The organism is Chryseobacterium sp. MA9 (genome assembly GCF_024399315.1).
In the GTDB taxonomy this organism is placed as follows: Bacteria; Bacteroidota; Bacteroidia; order Flavobacteriales; family Weeksellaceae; genus Chryseobacterium.
On sequence record NZ_CP075170.1, the window covers coordinates 3547675 to 3565140 of the forward strand.

13 protein-coding genes are annotated in these 17466 nt (G+C 37.5%); 1 reads left to right on the forward strand and 12 read right to left on the reverse strand.

Annotated elements, in window-relative coordinates; all coding sequences use genetic code 11:
• Nucleotides 1-70: 70 nt before the first annotated feature.
• The 6 genes from KIK00_RS16225 to KIK00_RS16250 are packed head-to-tail and all read right to left on the reverse strand — an operon-like array spanning nt 71 to nt 8477.
• Nucleotides 71-1402, reverse strand: a complete 1332-nt coding sequence (locus tag KIK00_RS16225; RefSeq protein WP_047376181.1) for a hypothetical protein — start codon at nt 1400-1402, stop codon at nt 71-73.
• An 8-nt stretch (nt 1403-1410) separates the two neighbouring features.
• Complete coding sequence (locus KIK00_RS16230) at nt 1411-2100, reverse strand: cytochrome c (RefSeq protein WP_047380199.1); 690 nt, start codon at nt 2098-2100, stop codon at nt 1411-1413.
• A 1-nt stretch (nt 2101) separates the two neighbouring features.
• The gene (locus KIK00_RS16235; RefSeq protein WP_047376185.1) at nt 2102-2623 is read right to left on the reverse strand and encodes a DUF3341 domain-containing protein; all 522 of its coding nucleotides are present in this window, start codon (nt 2621-2623) and stop codon (nt 2102-2104) included.
• On the reverse strand, nt 2610-4007 hold the full coding sequence (gene nrfD / locus KIK00_RS16240; RefSeq protein ID WP_149387537.1) for an NrfD/PsrC family molybdoenzyme membrane anchor subunit: 1398 nt from the start codon (nt 4005-4007) through the stop codon (nt 2610-2612). The genes KIK00_RS16235 and nrfD overlap by 14 nt, the downstream gene beginning before the upstream one ends.
• A 25-nt stretch (nt 4008-4032) precedes the next feature.
• Complete coding sequence (locus KIK00_RS16245) at nt 4033-7092, reverse strand: TAT-variant-translocated molybdopterin oxidoreductase (protein ID WP_255813408.1); 3060 nt, start codon at nt 7090-7092, stop codon at nt 4033-4035.
• Between the two features lie 23 nt (nt 7093-7115).
• Nucleotides 7116-8477, reverse strand: coding sequence for a c-type cytochrome (locus KIK00_RS16250; protein ID WP_047376190.1), 1362 nt, complete (start codon nt 8475-8477; stop codon nt 7116-7118).
• Nucleotides 8478-8661: 184 nt separating this feature from the next.
• Between KIK00_RS16250 and KIK00_RS16255 the strand changes: the two genes are divergently transcribed.
• Complete coding sequence (locus tag KIK00_RS16255; RefSeq protein WP_255813409.1) at nt 8662-9219, forward strand: SPOR domain-containing protein; 558 nt, start codon at nt 8662-8664, stop codon at nt 9217-9219.
• Between the two features lie 56 nt (nt 9220-9275).
• Here the strand turns inward: KIK00_RS16255 and KIK00_RS16260 are convergent, their stop codons facing one another.
• The 6 genes from KIK00_RS16260 to KIK00_RS16285 form a co-directional block, all read right to left on the reverse strand.
• Nucleotides 9276-10553 carry a DUF6080 domain-containing protein gene (locus KIK00_RS16260; RefSeq protein ID WP_255813410.1) on the reverse strand — a complete coding sequence of 426 codons (1278 nt, stop codon included), beginning with the start codon at nt 10551-10553 and terminating at the stop codon, nt 9276-9278.
• A 76-nt stretch (nt 10554-10629) separates the two neighbouring features.
• Nucleotides 10630-11445, reverse strand: a complete 816-nt coding sequence (locus KIK00_RS16265; RefSeq protein WP_255813411.1) for a T9SS type A sorting domain-containing protein — start codon at nt 11443-11445, stop codon at nt 10630-10632.
• Between the two features lie 86 nt (nt 11446-11531).
• The gene (locus tag KIK00_RS16270; RefSeq protein ID WP_255813412.1) at nt 11532-13073 is read right to left on the reverse strand and encodes a YdiU family protein; all 1542 of its coding nucleotides are present in this window, start codon (nt 13071-13073) and stop codon (nt 11532-11534) included.
• Between the two features lie 75 nt (nt 13074-13148).
• The gene (locus KIK00_RS16275) at nt 13149-15527 is read right to left on the reverse strand and encodes a transglycosylase domain-containing protein (RefSeq protein WP_255813413.1); all 2379 of its coding nucleotides are present in this window, start codon (nt 15525-15527) and stop codon (nt 13149-13151) included.
• 6 nt (nt 15528-15533) lie between these two features.
• The gene (locus tag KIK00_RS16280) at nt 15534-15998 is read right to left on the reverse strand and encodes a gliding motility lipoprotein GldH (RefSeq protein ID WP_255813415.1); all 465 of its coding nucleotides are present in this window, start codon (nt 15996-15998) and stop codon (nt 15534-15536) included.
• Complete coding sequence (locus KIK00_RS16285) at nt 15991-17388, reverse strand: regulatory iron-sulfur-containing complex subunit RicT (protein WP_255813416.1); 1398 nt, start codon at nt 17386-17388, stop codon at nt 15991-15993. Before KIK00_RS16285 ends, KIK00_RS16280 begins: the two co-directional genes overlap by 8 nt.
• Nucleotides 17389-17466 lie beyond the last annotated feature (78 nt).

Consider the following 17466-nt stretch of genomic DNA (forward strand, 5'->3'; position numbering starts at 1 on the left):
ACGCCTTTGCATAAAAAAAGACTGATTGTTTAACAATCAGTCTTTTATAATTTTATTTTGTTACAAGTCCTTAGAAAGGATACTCATAAATTTCAGATTCGTGTAAGAATGGGTTTCCTGTAGGAATCAATTTCAGTTTAGATAAAGCTGAAAGTACAGTAAACATAAATAGTCCAGCTACGAATAGAACTGCTCCCAGGATTAACAAGAATACTTCAGGAGTGTTCCAGTATGGTCCTACCGTTCCCGGCATTACCATGTTGAAGTAATCTAAAAGGTGTCCTAAGATAACTACTACTGCCATTGTGGTAACTACTTTGTAGTTTCTCTTAATGCTGCTGCTTACTAATACCAATAGTGGTAATAAGAAGTTAACAATCAGCATTGGTAAAAATGTAGTACCATAGTGCTGGAATCTACCGAAGAAGTAGTTAACCTCTTCCGGAACGTTTGCATACCAGTAAAGCATGAACTGAGCGAACCATGTATATGTCCAAAGCATACTTGTAGCGAAAAGGAAAACTCCTAAATCGTGTAAGTGGTTGTCATTGAACTGTGGTAAGAAACCATTTTTCTTAAGATAAACACTTAATAAGATGATTACAGCAATACCACTTGAAAGGCAGCTAACCATTGAATACCAGATATACATTGTAGAATACCAGTGAGGGTCAATAGACATCAACCAGTCCCAAGCCCAAGCTGCAGAAGCGAATCCGAAGAATACAATATATCCTACTGCCCATCTGTAAAGGAATTGATATTCTACTTTTGATTTTGTCTCGTCTACTTTTTTAGACTGAGCTTTTAATTTCCAGGCAAAGAAAGAAGCACCAATCACATAGATTAAAGTTCTTATTGCATAGAAAGGAATATTTAAGAATCTTTTCTTTTCAAATAAAATCACATCAAAATGTGCCGATTCCGGGTTTGTCAATTCAGGATCCATCCAGTGGAATAAATGACCATTATGAGTGATGTTTAAGATCATCAGGATAACCAGGATTGCACCACCATAAGGAATATAAGAAGCAATAGCCTCCATTACTCTTGTGATGATAATTGGCCATCCCGCGTGAGCAGCGTGCTGAATACAGTAGAAAAACAGTACAGCGCAACTTACTCCAAAGAAAAACACAGCTACAAAGTGTAGCGATGCTAATGGCTGGTTGTGAACCTGAAGTTCAGCATGCTCTAAATGAGCTGCGTGATCCTGTGGTCCAACCATTTCACTTGAGTGTGTAGGAGCATCATGACCAGAAGCATGAACAGCTTCCATCATTTGTTCTATTTTCTCAGTAGAAATTCCTTTGTTCATAAAGAAACCAATACCGAAAAGAACTAAACCTACAACAAGAAGTATTATAGAAGTTGATTTTAATTTTGGTGAAAAACTATACATTTCTTTTCTTATTTTTTAGTTTCGGTAGTCGTTTCAGTTGTTGCTGGTGCCGCCGCTGTAGCTGCTGCCGGTGCTGCTGCTCCTTTTTTGAAAGCACTCATCACATACAATGCTACTCTCCATCTGTCTCCTGCGTTCAATTGTCCCGCATAAGATCCCATTGCATTTCTACCGTTTGTTAATACATAATGAACAGATCCTACAGTAATTTCTCTGTCTGCATAGTTAGGTACTCCAGAGAATGCCCCACTTTGTACGATAGGTCCTTGTCCATCACCTCCTGTTCCGTGACATGCCGCACAAGTGTGATCAAACAATATTTTTCCTCTTTCAATATCCTTAGCTGCATTAGCCGGGTTTAGAGGAGATACTGTAAGTTTTTTAGAAGCGTCATACCCAGCGTTGTACTCGTCAACATTCTTAGGTAGTAAGCTTTCTTCAAAAACGCCATCTTTATTTTGAGAAACTGATCCTTCAACAGGAGCAAGGCCTGTTGCGCCACTATTTTTAACAAAAGCAGGAATTTCATTTTCATGATCTGAATAAGCATCCTGTGCTTTCATCAATGGATCATAAGCTACCGGAAAATACATGTCCGGGAAATATACCAGCGGAGTATTCTCCTTTGGTCCGCAAGAGTTAAGTAAAACCGTTGTTAAACCTAAAACTGCTGTAATTTTTAATACATTCTTTTTCATTTTAAGCGTCTTTAACAGTTATTTCTTCAACTCCAGTTTCAATAAGCAACTGTTTTACAGATTCTACATCTTCAGTTACAAATTCCATCATGAATTTATCATCAGTAGTTCTCGGATCTGGGTTCTGAGCAGGAGCTCCCGGATACATTTTGTTTCTAACCAAGAAAGTTAAAGACATCATGTGAGCAGCGCAGAATACCATTAATTCGAACATTGGAACTACGAATGCCGGCATGTTGTGTGCCCAGTCAAAAGCTGGTTTACCACCGATATTCTGAGGCCAGTCATGATTCATCACATACCAAGTTACAGTAGCACCGATAGTAACACCGTAAAGAGCATATAAGAATGCAGCATCAGAAATTCTGGTTTTCTTTAACCCTAAAGCTTTGTCTAGTCCGTGAACCGGAAACGGAGTATATACTTCGTTTATAGCGATTCCTTTATCGTTGAATGCCTTAACGCCGTTCATTAAATCGTCGTCGTCAGCATAAAGTCCGTATACAATTTTAGTGGTGCTCATCTCCTTCTTTTGCTTTATAAGTTTCACCTGAGATTTTCAAAATCGATTTTAATTCAGCCTGTGCAATTACAGGGAATGTTCTTGCGTATAATAAGAATAATACAGAGAAGAATCCGATAGTTCCCAAATATACACCCACATCAATGATCGTTGGCTTAAACATTGTCCATGATCCTGGTAAGTAGTCTCTTGAAAGGTTGATAACGATGATATCAAAACGCTCAAACCACATACCGATGTTGATGATTAATGCAACAATGAATGTCCAGATAATATTCGTTCTTGCTCTTTTGAACCAGAATGAAGCAGGAATCACAAGGTTACAGATAATCAATGACCAGAATGCCCACCAGTAAGGTCCTACAGCGGCACCTGGAGAAAGATATGTGAAATCTTCAAATCTAGATCCTGAGTACCATCCGATGAAATATTCTGTAGCATAAGCTACGGTTACCATACCACCTGTAAGAACGATTACGATGTTCATAATTTCGATATGATACATGGTAATATATTCTTCTAAGTGACAAACTTTTCTTGCAATTAACAATAGTGTCTGTACCATTGCAAATCCTGAGAAGATCGCACCAGCTACGAAGTAAGGAGGGTAGATTGTTGAGTGCCATCCTTTAATAACTGAAGTTGCGAAGTCAAAAGATACGGTAGTGTGTACTGAGAATACAAGTGGAGTTGCCAAACCTGCAAGAACCAAAGAAAGTTCTTCGAATCTTTGCCAGTGTTTTGCTTTACCACCCCAACCGAATGCAAGGAATGTATAAATTTTCTTAGTCCAAGGGGTTTTAGCTCTATCTCTGATCATTGCAAAGTCAGGGATTAATCCCATAAACCAGAATACAGTTGATACTGAGAAATACGTAGAGATCGCAAATACGTCCCAAAGTAGAGGAGAGTTGAAGTTCCCCCAAAGAGAACCGAATTGGTTTGGTAAAGGGAATACCCAGTATCCAACCCAAACTCTACCCATGTGAATTACAGGGAAGATTGCTGCCTGTACAACTGCAAAGATCGTCATCGCCTCTGCAGATCTGTTTACAGACATTCTCCATCTCTGTCTAAATAATAATAATACTGCTGAGATTAGGGTCCCGGCGTGACCGATACCTACCCACCATACAAAGTTGGTGATATCCCAACCCCAGTTAATAGTTCTGTTAAGCCCCCATGCTCCAATACCTGTCCCGATAGTGTACGCAATACAGCCGAATCCATAGAGGAATAGAACTAGTGCAGCATATAGTGAGATCCACCATAATTTACCTGCTCTTTCTTCGATAGGTCGTGCGATATCTTCTGTAATATCGTGATAAGTTTTGTGACCAATAATTAGAGGTTCCCTTATTGGAGCTTCGTAATGTCCTGACATTTTTTACCTATTTATTATTTAAACTTTATTTTTCTACTCTGTTTCTTACTTTAGTGTGATAGAACACGTTTGGTTTTGTTCCGATCTCCTCAAGTAAATAATATCTTCTGTTAGATGCATATTGCTCTCTAATTGCAGAATCTTTATCATTCATGTCTCCAAATGTCATTGCTCCGGTAGAACAAGCTTTAGAACAAGCAGTCTGGAATTCTCCATCCTTCACTTTTCTTCCCTCTTTCTTAGCCTCAAGAATAGTATTCTGAGTCATTTGGATACACATTGAACATTTCTCCATTACCCCTCTAGTTCTTACAACTACATCCGGGTTAAGTACCATTCTTCCTAAATCGTTGTTCATGTTGAAATCGAACTTGTCATTTAGGTTATAAGTAAACCAGTTGAAACGTCTTACTTTGTACGGACAGTTGTTTGCACAATATCTTGTACCGATACATCTGTTGTAAGCCATATGGTTTTGACCTTGCTTACCGTGTGAAGTAGCCGCTACCGGACATACAGTTTCACATGGAGCGTGGTTACAGTGCTGACACATTACAGGTTGGAAGATTACATCCGGATTATCTGCAGGGTGGTTTAACGCACCTCCGTCTCCAAATGCAGTACCATACAACTCAGGTACAGCCATTCCTTCTTTCAATCCTTCGTATACTTCTACTTTTTGTCTTGAAGAATAGTAACGGTCAATTCTTAACCAGTACATATCTCTTGACATTCTTACCTCTTCTTTTCCTACTACAGGAACGTTGTTCTCTGCCTGACAAGCAATAATACATGCTCCACAACCAGTACAAGAGTTCAAGTCGATAGATAAGTTGAAGTGAGGTCCATCTGTATCATCGAAAGCATCCCAAAGATCAATTTTTCTCGCTGGAAGTGCTCCACTGATCGTGTGGTATTCCAAAGGCTTATTCCATCCCTTGTGCTCATCATCAAAAGCAACGTTAATGAATTCTGCTAAAGGAACTTCCTTAGCGATTTCATAACGACCCATTAATGTATTTTGAAGCTGGATACCTGCAAATTCGTGATCTTCTCCTGTCTTTTCGATTTTAACACCTGAAAGAACAAGGTTAGAACCATCAAATAAAGGATAAGCGTTTACTCCTGTATCTGCAGTTGCTCCTGAGTTTTTCTTACCATAACCAAGCGCAAGACCTACTGATCCTTCTGCTTGACCTGGCTGTACAAATACAGGAACATTTTCTATTTTTACTCCGTTTACAGTAAGGTTTACAATAGAACCATCTAACTGCATTCTTGCGTTAAGATCGTTGTCAATTGCAAATTTCTCTGCATCTTTTGGAGAAATTGTCAGGTAGTTATCCCAAGACATTCTTGTAATTGGATCAGGTAATTCTTGCAACCAAGGGTTGTTCGATTGAGTACCATCTCCCATTGAAGTCTTAGTGTATAATACTAATTCTAATTCAGAAGCTTTGAAGTTTCCTAGCTCAGCAACAGCTTGTGCAGCGTTTCCGCCTGCATAAGATAGAGTTGTAGAGTTTGTGGAAGCGTTGATACCGTTATACAATGCTTTATTGAAAGAAGTACTACCTAAAAGTGAAGCAGAGTTTGCTTTTAAATAATCGTAGTAGTTGTTTGCTGCATTGTTTTTACCATTCTTCCAAACCAATAGAGACTCTTCAATCTGTCTTGATTTGTAGATTTTCTGGATGGTAGGCTGCATCAATGAATATACTCCTGTCTGTGGTTCGATGTCTCCCCAAGACTCTAGCCAGTTTGCTACTGGAATTACAGCTTTCGCTGCTTTGTACATTTCATTTTTCTTATCTGCTACAGCAACTACGTAAGGAACTTTTGATAAAGATTTTTTGAAATCTTCTCCTTTTGGATGAGAGTAGATAGGGTCTACGTTGTTTGTAACTAGTACACCAACTTGTCCACCGTTTACCCATCCTAGGAATTCCTGGTATCTTGCACCGTTAAATTCTTTCAGTAAGTTTGCTTTACCAGTGAAAGCTACTGAACCTAATTTTTGGTTAATTAAGTGTGCTAAAACCTGTGCTCCTTTAGAACCGTCAGCAAAAACAACTGCTTTGCTTCCTTTTGCTTTCAATTCGTTAGCAATTTCAGTTGCAGTCTTATCAGAAGTACCACCACCTACGATTGCATTATAAACTTCAACTAATGTTTTGTTTACAGCACTTGGCTTTAATCTGTATCTTGAGTCAGCGTTAGCACCAGTCAATGACATGTTAGATTCCACTTGGATGTGTCTCAACATGCTTGCTCCCGGTTTTCTAGCTGCTGCATAAGAAGTTTCTAAGCTTGAAGCATTATAGTCTCCTAAGAAATCAGCCTGGAAAGAAACTACCAATTCAGAACCTTTAAGGTCATAAACAGGTAATGCTCTTTGTCCGAATACTTCCTGAGCTGCATCTAATCCTGCAGAGTAAGGGAAAGCATCATAAGTTACTAATTCAGCTGTAGGATATTTAGCTTTAAATTCAGCGAATAACTTTTTGAAAGTTGGTGAAGCAAAAGAGTGTGATAAAACCACAATCTTTTTGCCAGACGCTTTAGCTTCTTCTAAACCTTTAATAACGAAACTGTCTACTTTATCGAAAGTTTCATCTTTACCGTCTAGTTTAGGCTGCTTTACTTTATCATTATCATAAAGAGAAAGTACACTTGCCTGAGCTCTTGCGTTAGTTTTACCTAAATCACCACCAGCCGGGTTTGGTTCAATTTTGATCGGTCTACCTTCACGGGTTTTTACTAAAACACTAGCAAAGTCGAAACCGTCAAAATATGTTGAAGCGTAATAATTAGGGACTCCCGGAATAATATCATGCGGTTTTACCACATAAGGAATCGTTTTGATTACCGGAGCTTCGCAGGCAGCTAATGTAACTGCTGCTGTAGAGAATCCTAATAATTTCAGGAAATCTCTTCTTGAAGTACTTGATCCGTTTTTCTCAGCATCTCCAAGGAAATCTTCTACCGGAATTTCTTCCTGAAACTCTTTCTGAGCCAGCTTATTATTCAAAGCTGGATCTTTAAGTTCATGAATACTTCTGAATTGTATTTTGTTTGAAGCCATTTATACTTCTAATTTTTTAGTTATTAATAATGACATTTACCACACTCAAGACCTCCAATTGCATCTACAGTGATCTTACCTCCATCTTGAGGATATTGTTTTTTCAACTTGTCATGTAGATTTTTGAAGTACTCTTTATTATAACCGTTGTTCATATCAACTTCAGTCGTTCTGTGGCACTCGATACACCATCCCATAGTAAAGTCGTTAGCCATTTGAACAACATTCATTGTATCAATTTTACCGTGACAAGCTTTACATACAACATCAATTTTGTTGTTAGGATTCTTTTTGTTGAAAGAATTGATGATTGCTTGTTCTCCAGCAATTACGTGCTGAGAGTGGTTGAAGTAAACGAAATCTGGCATGTTGTGGATTCTTGTCCATTCAACCGGTTGTGTCTTTCCTGTGTACTGTTGTTTTGCAGGATCCCAACCTGTTGCAGCGTAGATCTTCTGGATTTCCCCGTCATAGAATGCTTTGTCTTTTCCTGGTTCCATGTAGTGATCTGCGTTGTATTCTGAAATTGTTCTGTGACAGTTCATACAAACGTTCATGGAAGGGATTTCAGATACTTTTCCGTATTTAGCACTAGAGTGACATAGCTGACAGTCAATTTTTTGCTCTCCAGCGTGAATTTTGTGAGAGAAGTAGATAGGCTGCTCAGGTTTGTACCCTTTGTAAACCCCAATCCACATCAACCAGTTCCATACTCCATAGGCAGCTAAAATAGCAAGGATTGCTAATAAACCTTTACCAATGTAGTGGAACTTCTCATACATTTCACTGAAAGAACGAACTCTTGTTTCGTTAAGTCCAGCTAAATCTTCAGATTGCCCCAGTTTTACCAATTGTCTTAGTTTTACCAAGATCCAAACCAGTAAACCTGCGATCGCTAAAAGTGAAATGATAACAACGTTTGTAGTAGTTTTGTCTGCAGGTGCTGCAGTTGCTCCCGCTGTAGCAGTTGCTTTGTCATCTGCCTTTGGCGGCTCCGGAGCCGGAGGATTAGTAGTGAAAGCTAAAATGTCGTCAATATCCTTATCTGTAAGATTTGGAAAGACCTGCATTTCAGTCTTATTAAACTTTTCAAAAATCTCATTGGCGTATTTATCCCCAGAAGCTCTCAGAGCTTTGTTGTCTTTGATCCACTTGTGAAGCCAATCTTTGTCTACACCACCTTCTGTCTTTACTCGTTCTACAACCCCCTTTAATGGTGGTCCAACAACTTGTTTGTCCAGCGCGTGACATGCAGTACAATTCGCTTTGAAAAGTTTCTCTCCGTTTTTAGGATCGCCGTCTTGCCCGTAAAATGAAGCACTGGTTGATAGCAATAAGCCTATCGCGATCAACGTTTTTTTATAATGCTTTCTCCAACTAATCATTTAAATTATCTTATGTTAGTAAATTATTGAACATTCAATCAATTCGGCAAAAATAATATTTTTAACAGGAATTTAACGGTATATCGAAAAGGGAAAATATCATTTACGTTTAATTTGTATTGATTCTAAATAACCTGTTTGGTATAGTTTTTTAATTTGTATAAATTTGCGAAAACAAGTTTAAATGAAAAATTTGATTAAAATATTTTCGATATTATCACTATTTGGTTTTTATAATATTGAAGCCCAGCAAGTTGTTAAAAAAGACACCCTTTCGGGTACGGAACTTGTTATGACAATGGATTCCAAAATAAATGCAGCTTTGGAAGGAATTGAAGGAAAATGTGCTAAAGTTACTCCTGCAAATTCTCCTAAAGATTCCGGTTCCAATGATATTGGAGTTTCTGCAGGGATAAATACAAAACCTCCCAAAATCTTTGTGCCGAGCAGAGAACTTACGAATGCTGAAATTTGTAAGAAAAATCCTAGAATTTTAGGTTTTAAAATTCAGATTACAACGGTGAAAAGTAATGAGGAAGCCAATGAAGTAAAGTCTTATTTCAGAAAAAGATTTCCTAACCTTAAAGTGGAAACAGATGCGTCTTTAAGACCCAACTATAAGATTTTAGCAGGAAGTTATTTCACAAAACAAAGTGCAGCGAGCGATCTTTCAAGAATCAGAGAGTATTTCAAATCTGCAGTAGCAGTGCAGTACAGAATTTTCTGTGCAGAAGCAAAATAGAATTGAATTTATTTCAACATAAAAATAAAAAAAGCTGAGAAATTTCTCAGCTTTTTTTATTGATAATAAGTTTCCATAAACCAGAAAAATTCTGCCATTCGAAATAAGTTGTTAGCCAGTAGATAGACAAATAGTAAGATCGTTGTTAATGTTAAAACTGACATCATTTTCGGAGATGATCTGTAGGCATAAAAAAGCCATCCTAAAAGAAGCGGATACACAAAGACAAAATGTCCTCCGTAGATAGAAGAAGTATGAAGTCCGAACCTCATAACACAATGGATAACAATGTCAACGAAAAAAGAAATGGCAATAATCTGAACCCATTTGTTTCTGAAATTTTTAAAATAACTCCACATTATCAGGATCAGTAATATGCTTATAAAAAAATAAGGAAAAGCAGACGAATAAAGATCCATATAAAGTCCTTTAAAGTCAAATCCTTTCATATTATGTTTATCAGAAATAATAAATCCCGGGAAAAGAATGTTGCCCCCGAAAAAGAAGGAGAGAATCATATCCCAAGTGGGCATGGATTCTACATTAGAGAATTTTTCGTACTGCTGGTTGGTCTTGGAAAAGATATTGTGATATTTAAAATCAATTCTGTTCAGATAAAGCAATACAAAACAAATTACAGCAACTGTTACCCTAAACACTGCATTCCCGAATTTTTTCCAGTCTCTGAAAAGGTTTTTTTCAAAAAGGAGAGGAATGAAAACTTTTACAAAATTGGTAATAGTAAGCCCGCCGATGGTAATTCCGGCAAGAGAAAGAGCAATAGCCGGAGTTTTTTCTTCTTTTCTAAGTTTTATTGCCGCATAATAATTGTATAATGAGAGTAAAAACAAGGTGTAGGTGAAGTTTTCCGGAGTAAAGGATAATATGATATTGGTTGAAAAAGCTCCAAAAAATAAGATAATTAAAGTACTTAGCCAAATAGGAAGGCATATAATATTCTTTAAATATTTAAAAATCTGAACAATGTTTAAGCTGATTATGATATTGCTAAGCCAAGCCAGTGTAAGTCTGAAGTTAGCGTCCATTTTTCCGCCCGAAATGAATAATGAAAATTCTCTTACCCAGTTGAAAAAATAATAGGATAGAGGGTGTCTTTCAAAGCTTCCCCCAGTCATAAGGATAGATTTGTTATCAAAACTGAAATAAGCATCCCATGGAATTCGGCTGTCAAATATAATCCTGTAATGAAGGGCAATATATGAACCTAAAATGCCATAGCAGATTATGAAAAACAGAAAAACTGCCAGTTCAGTATAAGTGGAAGGAAAAATCAGTTTAAAGAAATTGATGATTTTTGTTTTGATAAAAGACACGTGCCGGATTTTTTTGCAAAAGTAAAATAAAAAAACCACCAAAGATGGTGGTTATGTAAAGATTGTATAAACGTTGTTACTGTTTGATTACTTTTTCTGTGGTAGACGTTCCATCAGAGAAGTCTACTTTTAATAAATAGGTTCCTTTTGGAAGTGAAGAAATATCTAATCTTTCAGAAGTGTTATTGAATAGAGATTTTCCGCTCGCATCAATTACTGTGGCAGATTTGATTTTTTTATCTGTTTTGATGTTAATTTCTCCTTTTGTTGGGTTTGGATAGATGTCAGTGATATCTTTTACTTTAGCACTTGTTTCCTGTGTAGATAGTGTAGCACTTGATAAAACCTCTACATCGTCTATTGAAAGACTATCCGCATCATTGGCAACATAATGGAATCTGAATTTAACATTTGCTTGCCCAGCATATGGAGTTAAACTAACTGTGATTGTCAATGTTTCATAATCAACAAATACTCCATAGTTTTCTTCAACCCATACTTGGTTCCATGTAGTTCCTCCATCAGTGGATACCTCTACTTTTAAATCTCCATTAGGATTGGGATCAACCATGTATTCATATCCTATTTTGGCTTTAAATTTTAGAACTGGGTTTGTTGTTCCTACTAGACTGAAGGAAGGACTTGTTAAATGAGCGTCCTGTGCCTGAGCAATCCATCCGATACCTGCGGATTTTCCTCCTGTGATATTAAATGTAAGCTGCCCGGATGCATTGAATATGGTTGTTGTAAAACCCCATGGTCTAGATGCTACATTTGTACCTGTTGTCCATCCCGTAGGAGGAAATATCGTACCTTGAAAAGTCTCTGAGAGAATCTGTGCGTTCCCCAATATAAAAGAGACTAAGAACATGAATAGTAATTTTGTTTTCATTTGTTTTGGTTTTAAAGTTATTAGTAAATGTAATAAAAAAATGAAAATAATTACTTGTTTTTGTGTTATTTATGAATATTTATTAATTACGAACTGCATGAAAGTGTTGAGCATCCCGCAGTATCATCATAGCCGGATGGTCTTTTAACAGAGAACTCAGGGTATATTTCCTGATATGGATTTTCAAGGGCTTTAGCAAGCTTTTCCAACATTTCTCTTTTGCCATTGCTGATCTCTTCAATGCATTCGTAAAGAAGATAATTTCTCAGAATGAATTTTGGGTTTGTTTTTTTCATCATGTTCAATGAAGCCTCTCTTGGAATAGAGTTTAAATCTAATCTTGCATCATAATTCTGAATGAAGCTGCTGAGCTTTGCCAGCATTTGTTCATTTAATGTGATATAGGAAACCTCTTTAAAATGTTCTTTTATATCGGTGTCTGGAGTTATTTTCTCCAGTTGACGGAAAAATAGGGTGTAGTCTAGCTGAAGTTCCTGCATTAAACCCTGCCAATTGGTGAAAAAATCTTCATCTTCTTTTTGAAGCTTATCAAACCCGAATTTTTCACAAAGCATTTGATCATGGGCTTCCCAGAAATAAGTCCCAAAATTATTTAAAGTATCTTCTAAAAACTTTTCATCTTTAATTAAGGGATGGAGTGCATTAGCGAGCTGCCAAAGATTCCATTGGGCAATCTGTCCCTGTTTTCCGAAGGCATATCTTCTTCCCGGAAGGTCTGTGGTATTGGGAGTGAAATTCAGATCATATTCATCCATCATGGAGTAAGGTCCATAATCAATAGTTAATCCCAGAACAGACATGTTGTCCGTGTTCATAACTCCATGTACAAATCCTACTCTGAACCATTCCACCATTAAGTTGGCGGTACGGGTACAAATGTTTTCAAAAAAGTCTTTGTATTTCTGATTGTCTGATGATGTGATTTCCGGATAATAATTTTCAATAGTAAAATCAGCCAGTTCCTGTAGAGTGTTGTATTCTCCTTGGGCAGACATTAATTCAAAATGTCCGAAACGCAGAAAACTTTCAGCGGTTCTGATAACCACTGCGCCTTTTTCAAGCTGAGGATTTCCGCTGTACATAATATCGCGCATTACATCTTCGCCCGTAAAAGCAAGGCTGAGTGCTCTTGTTGTAGGAACTCCCAAATGATGCATTGCCTCGCTCATCAGATATTCCCGTACAGAAGATCTCAATACGGCTCTTCCGTCAGCATGTCTGGAATATGGGGTTGCTCCGGCACCTTTCCATTGAATTTCTGTCTTTTTCCCTGCTTCATTTATGATTTCACCCGCAAGTATCGCTCTTCCGTCTCCTAGTTGTCCTGCCCAGTTTCCAAACTGATGTCCTGCATAAGCTGTAGCATAGGTTTGAATGTTTTCGGGAAGGTTATTTCCAACCAGAAAGTCTAGATCTTTATCTTCAAATTTTCCTAATCCTATTTCTTTGGCAAGAACTTCATTAAAAGCAATCAGCTCAGGTTTGTCAAAGCTGGCAGGTTTGATGGTAGCAAATAAAACTTTTGGAGTGTTTCTCTGCATGGGGTTGTTTGAAAAATCACCTGGAAAATTCTCTATAAAGGGTTGTCTGATACGTTCGATATTCATAGTTCAAAGGTATTAATTATAAAAGAAAAGACCTTCCAAATTATTGAAAGGTCTTGTGTATTTCTAAAAGAGAATTTATTTATTGAAATCTACTTCATCATTGGAATGAAGATTTTCATTGATGTTGTCCTCTTTCTTTTCTGCAGGTTTTTTAGGAGTAGGATCTGCCGGTCTTGGATTTTTGATCTCATCAATGGTCTGAAGACTTCCGTCATCTCCATATCCTCCGCTTAAGCCTTTAAGGTTTGAACAGCCGTCTTTCCAATCGGAAGGTTTCACAAACTTATCATCAGGAGTAACTCCTAAACTCTTATCTGCCCATACTTTCTTCATGAAAATAGCCCAAATTGGCAATGCCATTTTCGCACCCTGACCTTCACCGGTTCCAAAGAAGTGAGTTGCTCTGTCTTCCCATCCAACCCATGCTCCAGTTGCTAATTTTGGTGTGATTCCCATAAACCATCCGTCAGAGTTGTTCTGAGTTGTTCCTGTTTTAGCAGCTATTTCTACTGCTTTTGAGATTCCTCTTCTTCCTAATTCTCCGGAAGCGGTTCCGTACTGAGCAACACCTTTCATCAGTTCAATCATGGTGTATGCGTACATTGGGTTCATGACCTCTTTTGGTTCTACATTTACTTCCTTGATTACTCTACCGTTGGCATCTTCAATTCTCCAGATCATTTCCGGTTTATTGTGGTTACCATAGTTGGCAAAAGTACTGTAAGCTCCTAGCATCTCATAAATAGTAATGTCTGATGAACCTAAAGCGATTGTATTGTTTCTCGGAATATCTTCTGTTACTCCCAGATCTCTTGCAGTCTGGATTACAGCATCTACTCCTGTCATTTCAATTAATCTTGCAGCAACAGGGTTTTGAGAGTGTGCTAATGCATCTTTTAAAGTAAGCATTCCTCCTCTTCCCGGCACATGCCATCCGTTATGATCATAAGTTCCGTTAGAAACAGCTGAACAAGGAGTCATTCCCAGTTTCATGATCGCAGTTGCATACACGAAAGGTTTGAATGTAGATCCTACCTGTCTCTTACCTTGCTTGATGTGGTCATACTGGAAGTGCTGCCAGTCGATACCTCCTACCCAGGCTTTGATCTCTCCGGTTCCTGGAACCATAGACATCAGCCCTGCCTGAGCAATTTGTTTATGGTATCTGATAGAATCCCAAGGAGACATTTCAACTTCTTCTTCTCCGTTCCATGTGAATCGTGAAGTTTTGATAGGTTTCTTGAATTCCATCATAATGGAGTCTTCTGGCATTCCGTCAGCTTTTAACAGCTTGTATCGTCCGGTTCTTTTCATAGCCTGAAGCATCACATCTTTGATCTGTTTGTCATTAAGATAGTAGAAAGGTCTGTTCTTTCTTCCTCTTTGTTCTGCATCAAATCTTTTCTGAAGATCCGTTAAGTGTTCTTTGATTGCTTCTTCTGCATACTTCTGCATTTTAGAATCAAGAGTAACATATATTTTTAAACCGTCTTTGTAGAGGTTAAGTTTTTTACCGGTTTCTTTTTCATGAGTTTCAAGATACTTATCAATCTCTTTTCTCAAATAGAATTTGTAATAAGCGGAATATCCGTCAGTAATGCTTTTAATAGGGTGGAAGTCCACTTCTATCGGAGTGTTGGCTGCTTTTTCATAGGTAGCAGCATCAATATATCCGGTTTTCTGCATCTGATCCAATACAACATTCCTTCTTTCTTTTGCCTTTTCAGGGTATCTGTAAGGATTGTTTTTTCTTGGGTTTTCAAGCATTGCTACAAATGTTGCAGCCTCAGGTAATGTAAGTTCCGAAGTCTTTTTGTTAAAATAAACTCTGGAAGCCATTTCAATACCGTTAGCATTGAAAAGGAAATCAAATTTATTGAAATAAAGAGTAACAATCTCTTCTTTGGTATATCTTTTCTCAAGGCTTACCGCTACTACCCATTCTTTTAATTTCTGGAATGCTCTTTCAACTTTATTTTGAGAAGCATTTCCTGTGAAAAGAAGTTTTGCAAGCTGTTGGGTGATCGTTGAACCTCCACCACGGCCACCGCCATAGGCTACGGCTCTGGCAATAGAATATAAGTCGATTCCTGAATGTTCTTTAAAACGCTCATCTTCCTTAGCTTGAAGGGCATAGATCAGGTAAGGAGGAAGATCCTTATAAACGATAGGCTGTGTTTTTTCCTTTTCGAATTTACCCAGCATAACTCCGTCTGAAGAAATGATTTCTGAAGCGACAAAGATATCAGGGTTTTCAAGTTCTTTTACATCAGGCATTTCCCCAAGGAATCCTTGAGAAACTGCAAAGAAAAGCCCTGAAATTCCCAGAACTACCGCAACAAGTCCAATCCAAATAAATGAGACCCATTTTTTCCAGGAGGTATCTTTCTTTTTTTTAGGAGGCAGAGGAAATGTTTTCCCCTTATTTCCTGCATTTTTTTTGTTTTCTTCCATTTATGGTTACGGTTTAGCCGTTTCTATTTTTACCCCAATATCCTCAATTCCTGAAAGGTTGTCATTTCTCATCGCCTGGGTTAGACCGATTTCATATTTTCCCTTTCCCGGAAACTGATAATTCAATTTATACTGAAACAAAGTTTCCTTTGTATCACCAAAGCCTGTACCAAGCCATTCTCCATTTGGTTTTGACAGTACATAATTCAAGGTGTCGGTTTCCTTTTTTTTGTTCTGGAGATTGGTGAAATTCACAATAAATCTTATATTGCTGTAAGGATAACTATTGTTGTTTCTTACGACAAATATAATATTTTTAGGATTCTGTGGATCTGAAATTTCAAGATTAAATTTTTGCTCATTTTTCTTATTCCATTTGTTATCAACGGAATTCATGATGACATCTCCTCCTGAGGAAGAGTTACAGCTAAAGAAAAGGATAAGGGAAAATAATCCTAAAATTTTATGCATTATTATCTTTTTTTGGAGGATATTTCTTTTTAAATTTCTTCTTGTTCGGGTTGTTTTGTGGCTTCTTGTCAGCATCAGAACTGCCCTCTACTTTTTCCACAGGTCCTTTTTGCTGCGGGTGTTGTTTTTGCGGTCTGGGCTGATTTCCAGATTGAGCATTAGGGTTTTCGAACTTTTCAGATCTTTCCGGCCTGTCTTGTCTCTCTGGTCTGTTCCTTTTTTGTCCTTGTGATTGTCCTTGTTGCCCCTGTTGGTTGTAATTTTGCTTATTCTGGTTGCTTTTGTTCCTGTTTCCTCTGTTTTTCTTTTCAAAACGATCCACACTGTTTTCTTGGATCAAATCAATATTTTGAGCAGAAGCTTCTGGCTGTTTCAGGTCTTCCAGAGGAAGTATTTTTTCTCCTCTTTTATTTTTTGCAATCAGTTTTTTTACAAGATCAATATCGAAATCATACCAGGCAATGGAACTGTCTACATAAGCAAACCACATTTTCTTTTTGAAAACATCAATTTTGATACAAAATGCTCTTCCTTTTTCTGTTTCTAAAGTAGTCGAAGAAGAAGGGAAATTGCTTAAAGCATCCAAATAACTGTCAAGCTCATAGTTAAGACAGCATTTAAGCTTACCACATTGTCCGGCTAGTTTTTGAGGATTAATGCTCAATTGCTGATATCTTGCCACATTGGTATTTACAGATCTGAAATCTGTAAGCCATGTTGAACAGCAAAGTTCACGTCCACAAGAACCAATTCCGCCTACTTTTGCAGCTTCCTGTCTGAAACCGATCTGTTTCATATCGATTTTGGTACGGAATGCTCCGGCGTAATCTTTAATTAACTGTCTGAAATCCACTCGGTTTTCAGCGGTGTAATAAAAGGTGATTTTTGAAGAGTCACCCTGGTATTCCACATCAGTGACTTTCATTTCAAGGCCTATTCTCTGAGCAATTTTTCTTGCTTCAAGCTTTACACCATCTTCTTTTTTTCTTGCTTCCTGCCATACCTCAAGATCTTTTTGGTTGGCCTGTCTGTATATTTTGAGTGCCGATTCTTCAGAAAACTTTTTCTTTTTCATCTGAATCTTTACTAATTCTCCCGTAAGGCTTACAACGCCTACATCGTGTCCCGGACTTGATTCTACTGTAATTACGCTACCAATATGTAAAGGAATATTATTTACATTCTTATAAAACGATTTCCTGTCATTTTTAAATCTAACTTCTACAAAATCACACCTGTTAGGTGCCGGATTGTTGATGTCAGATAGCCAGTCAAAAACACTTAATTTATAACTATTCCCGCAGGTATTTACACTTTCACAGCCATTTGCGGTTTTTTTAGGGCCGCAAGAATGTGCAGAATCGCCGGATGTTTTACATCCACAACTCATATTACTATTATTTATAATCTGCAAATTTATGTATTTTTATCTTTATGCAATTCTAAAATACTTAAATAACCTGAATTC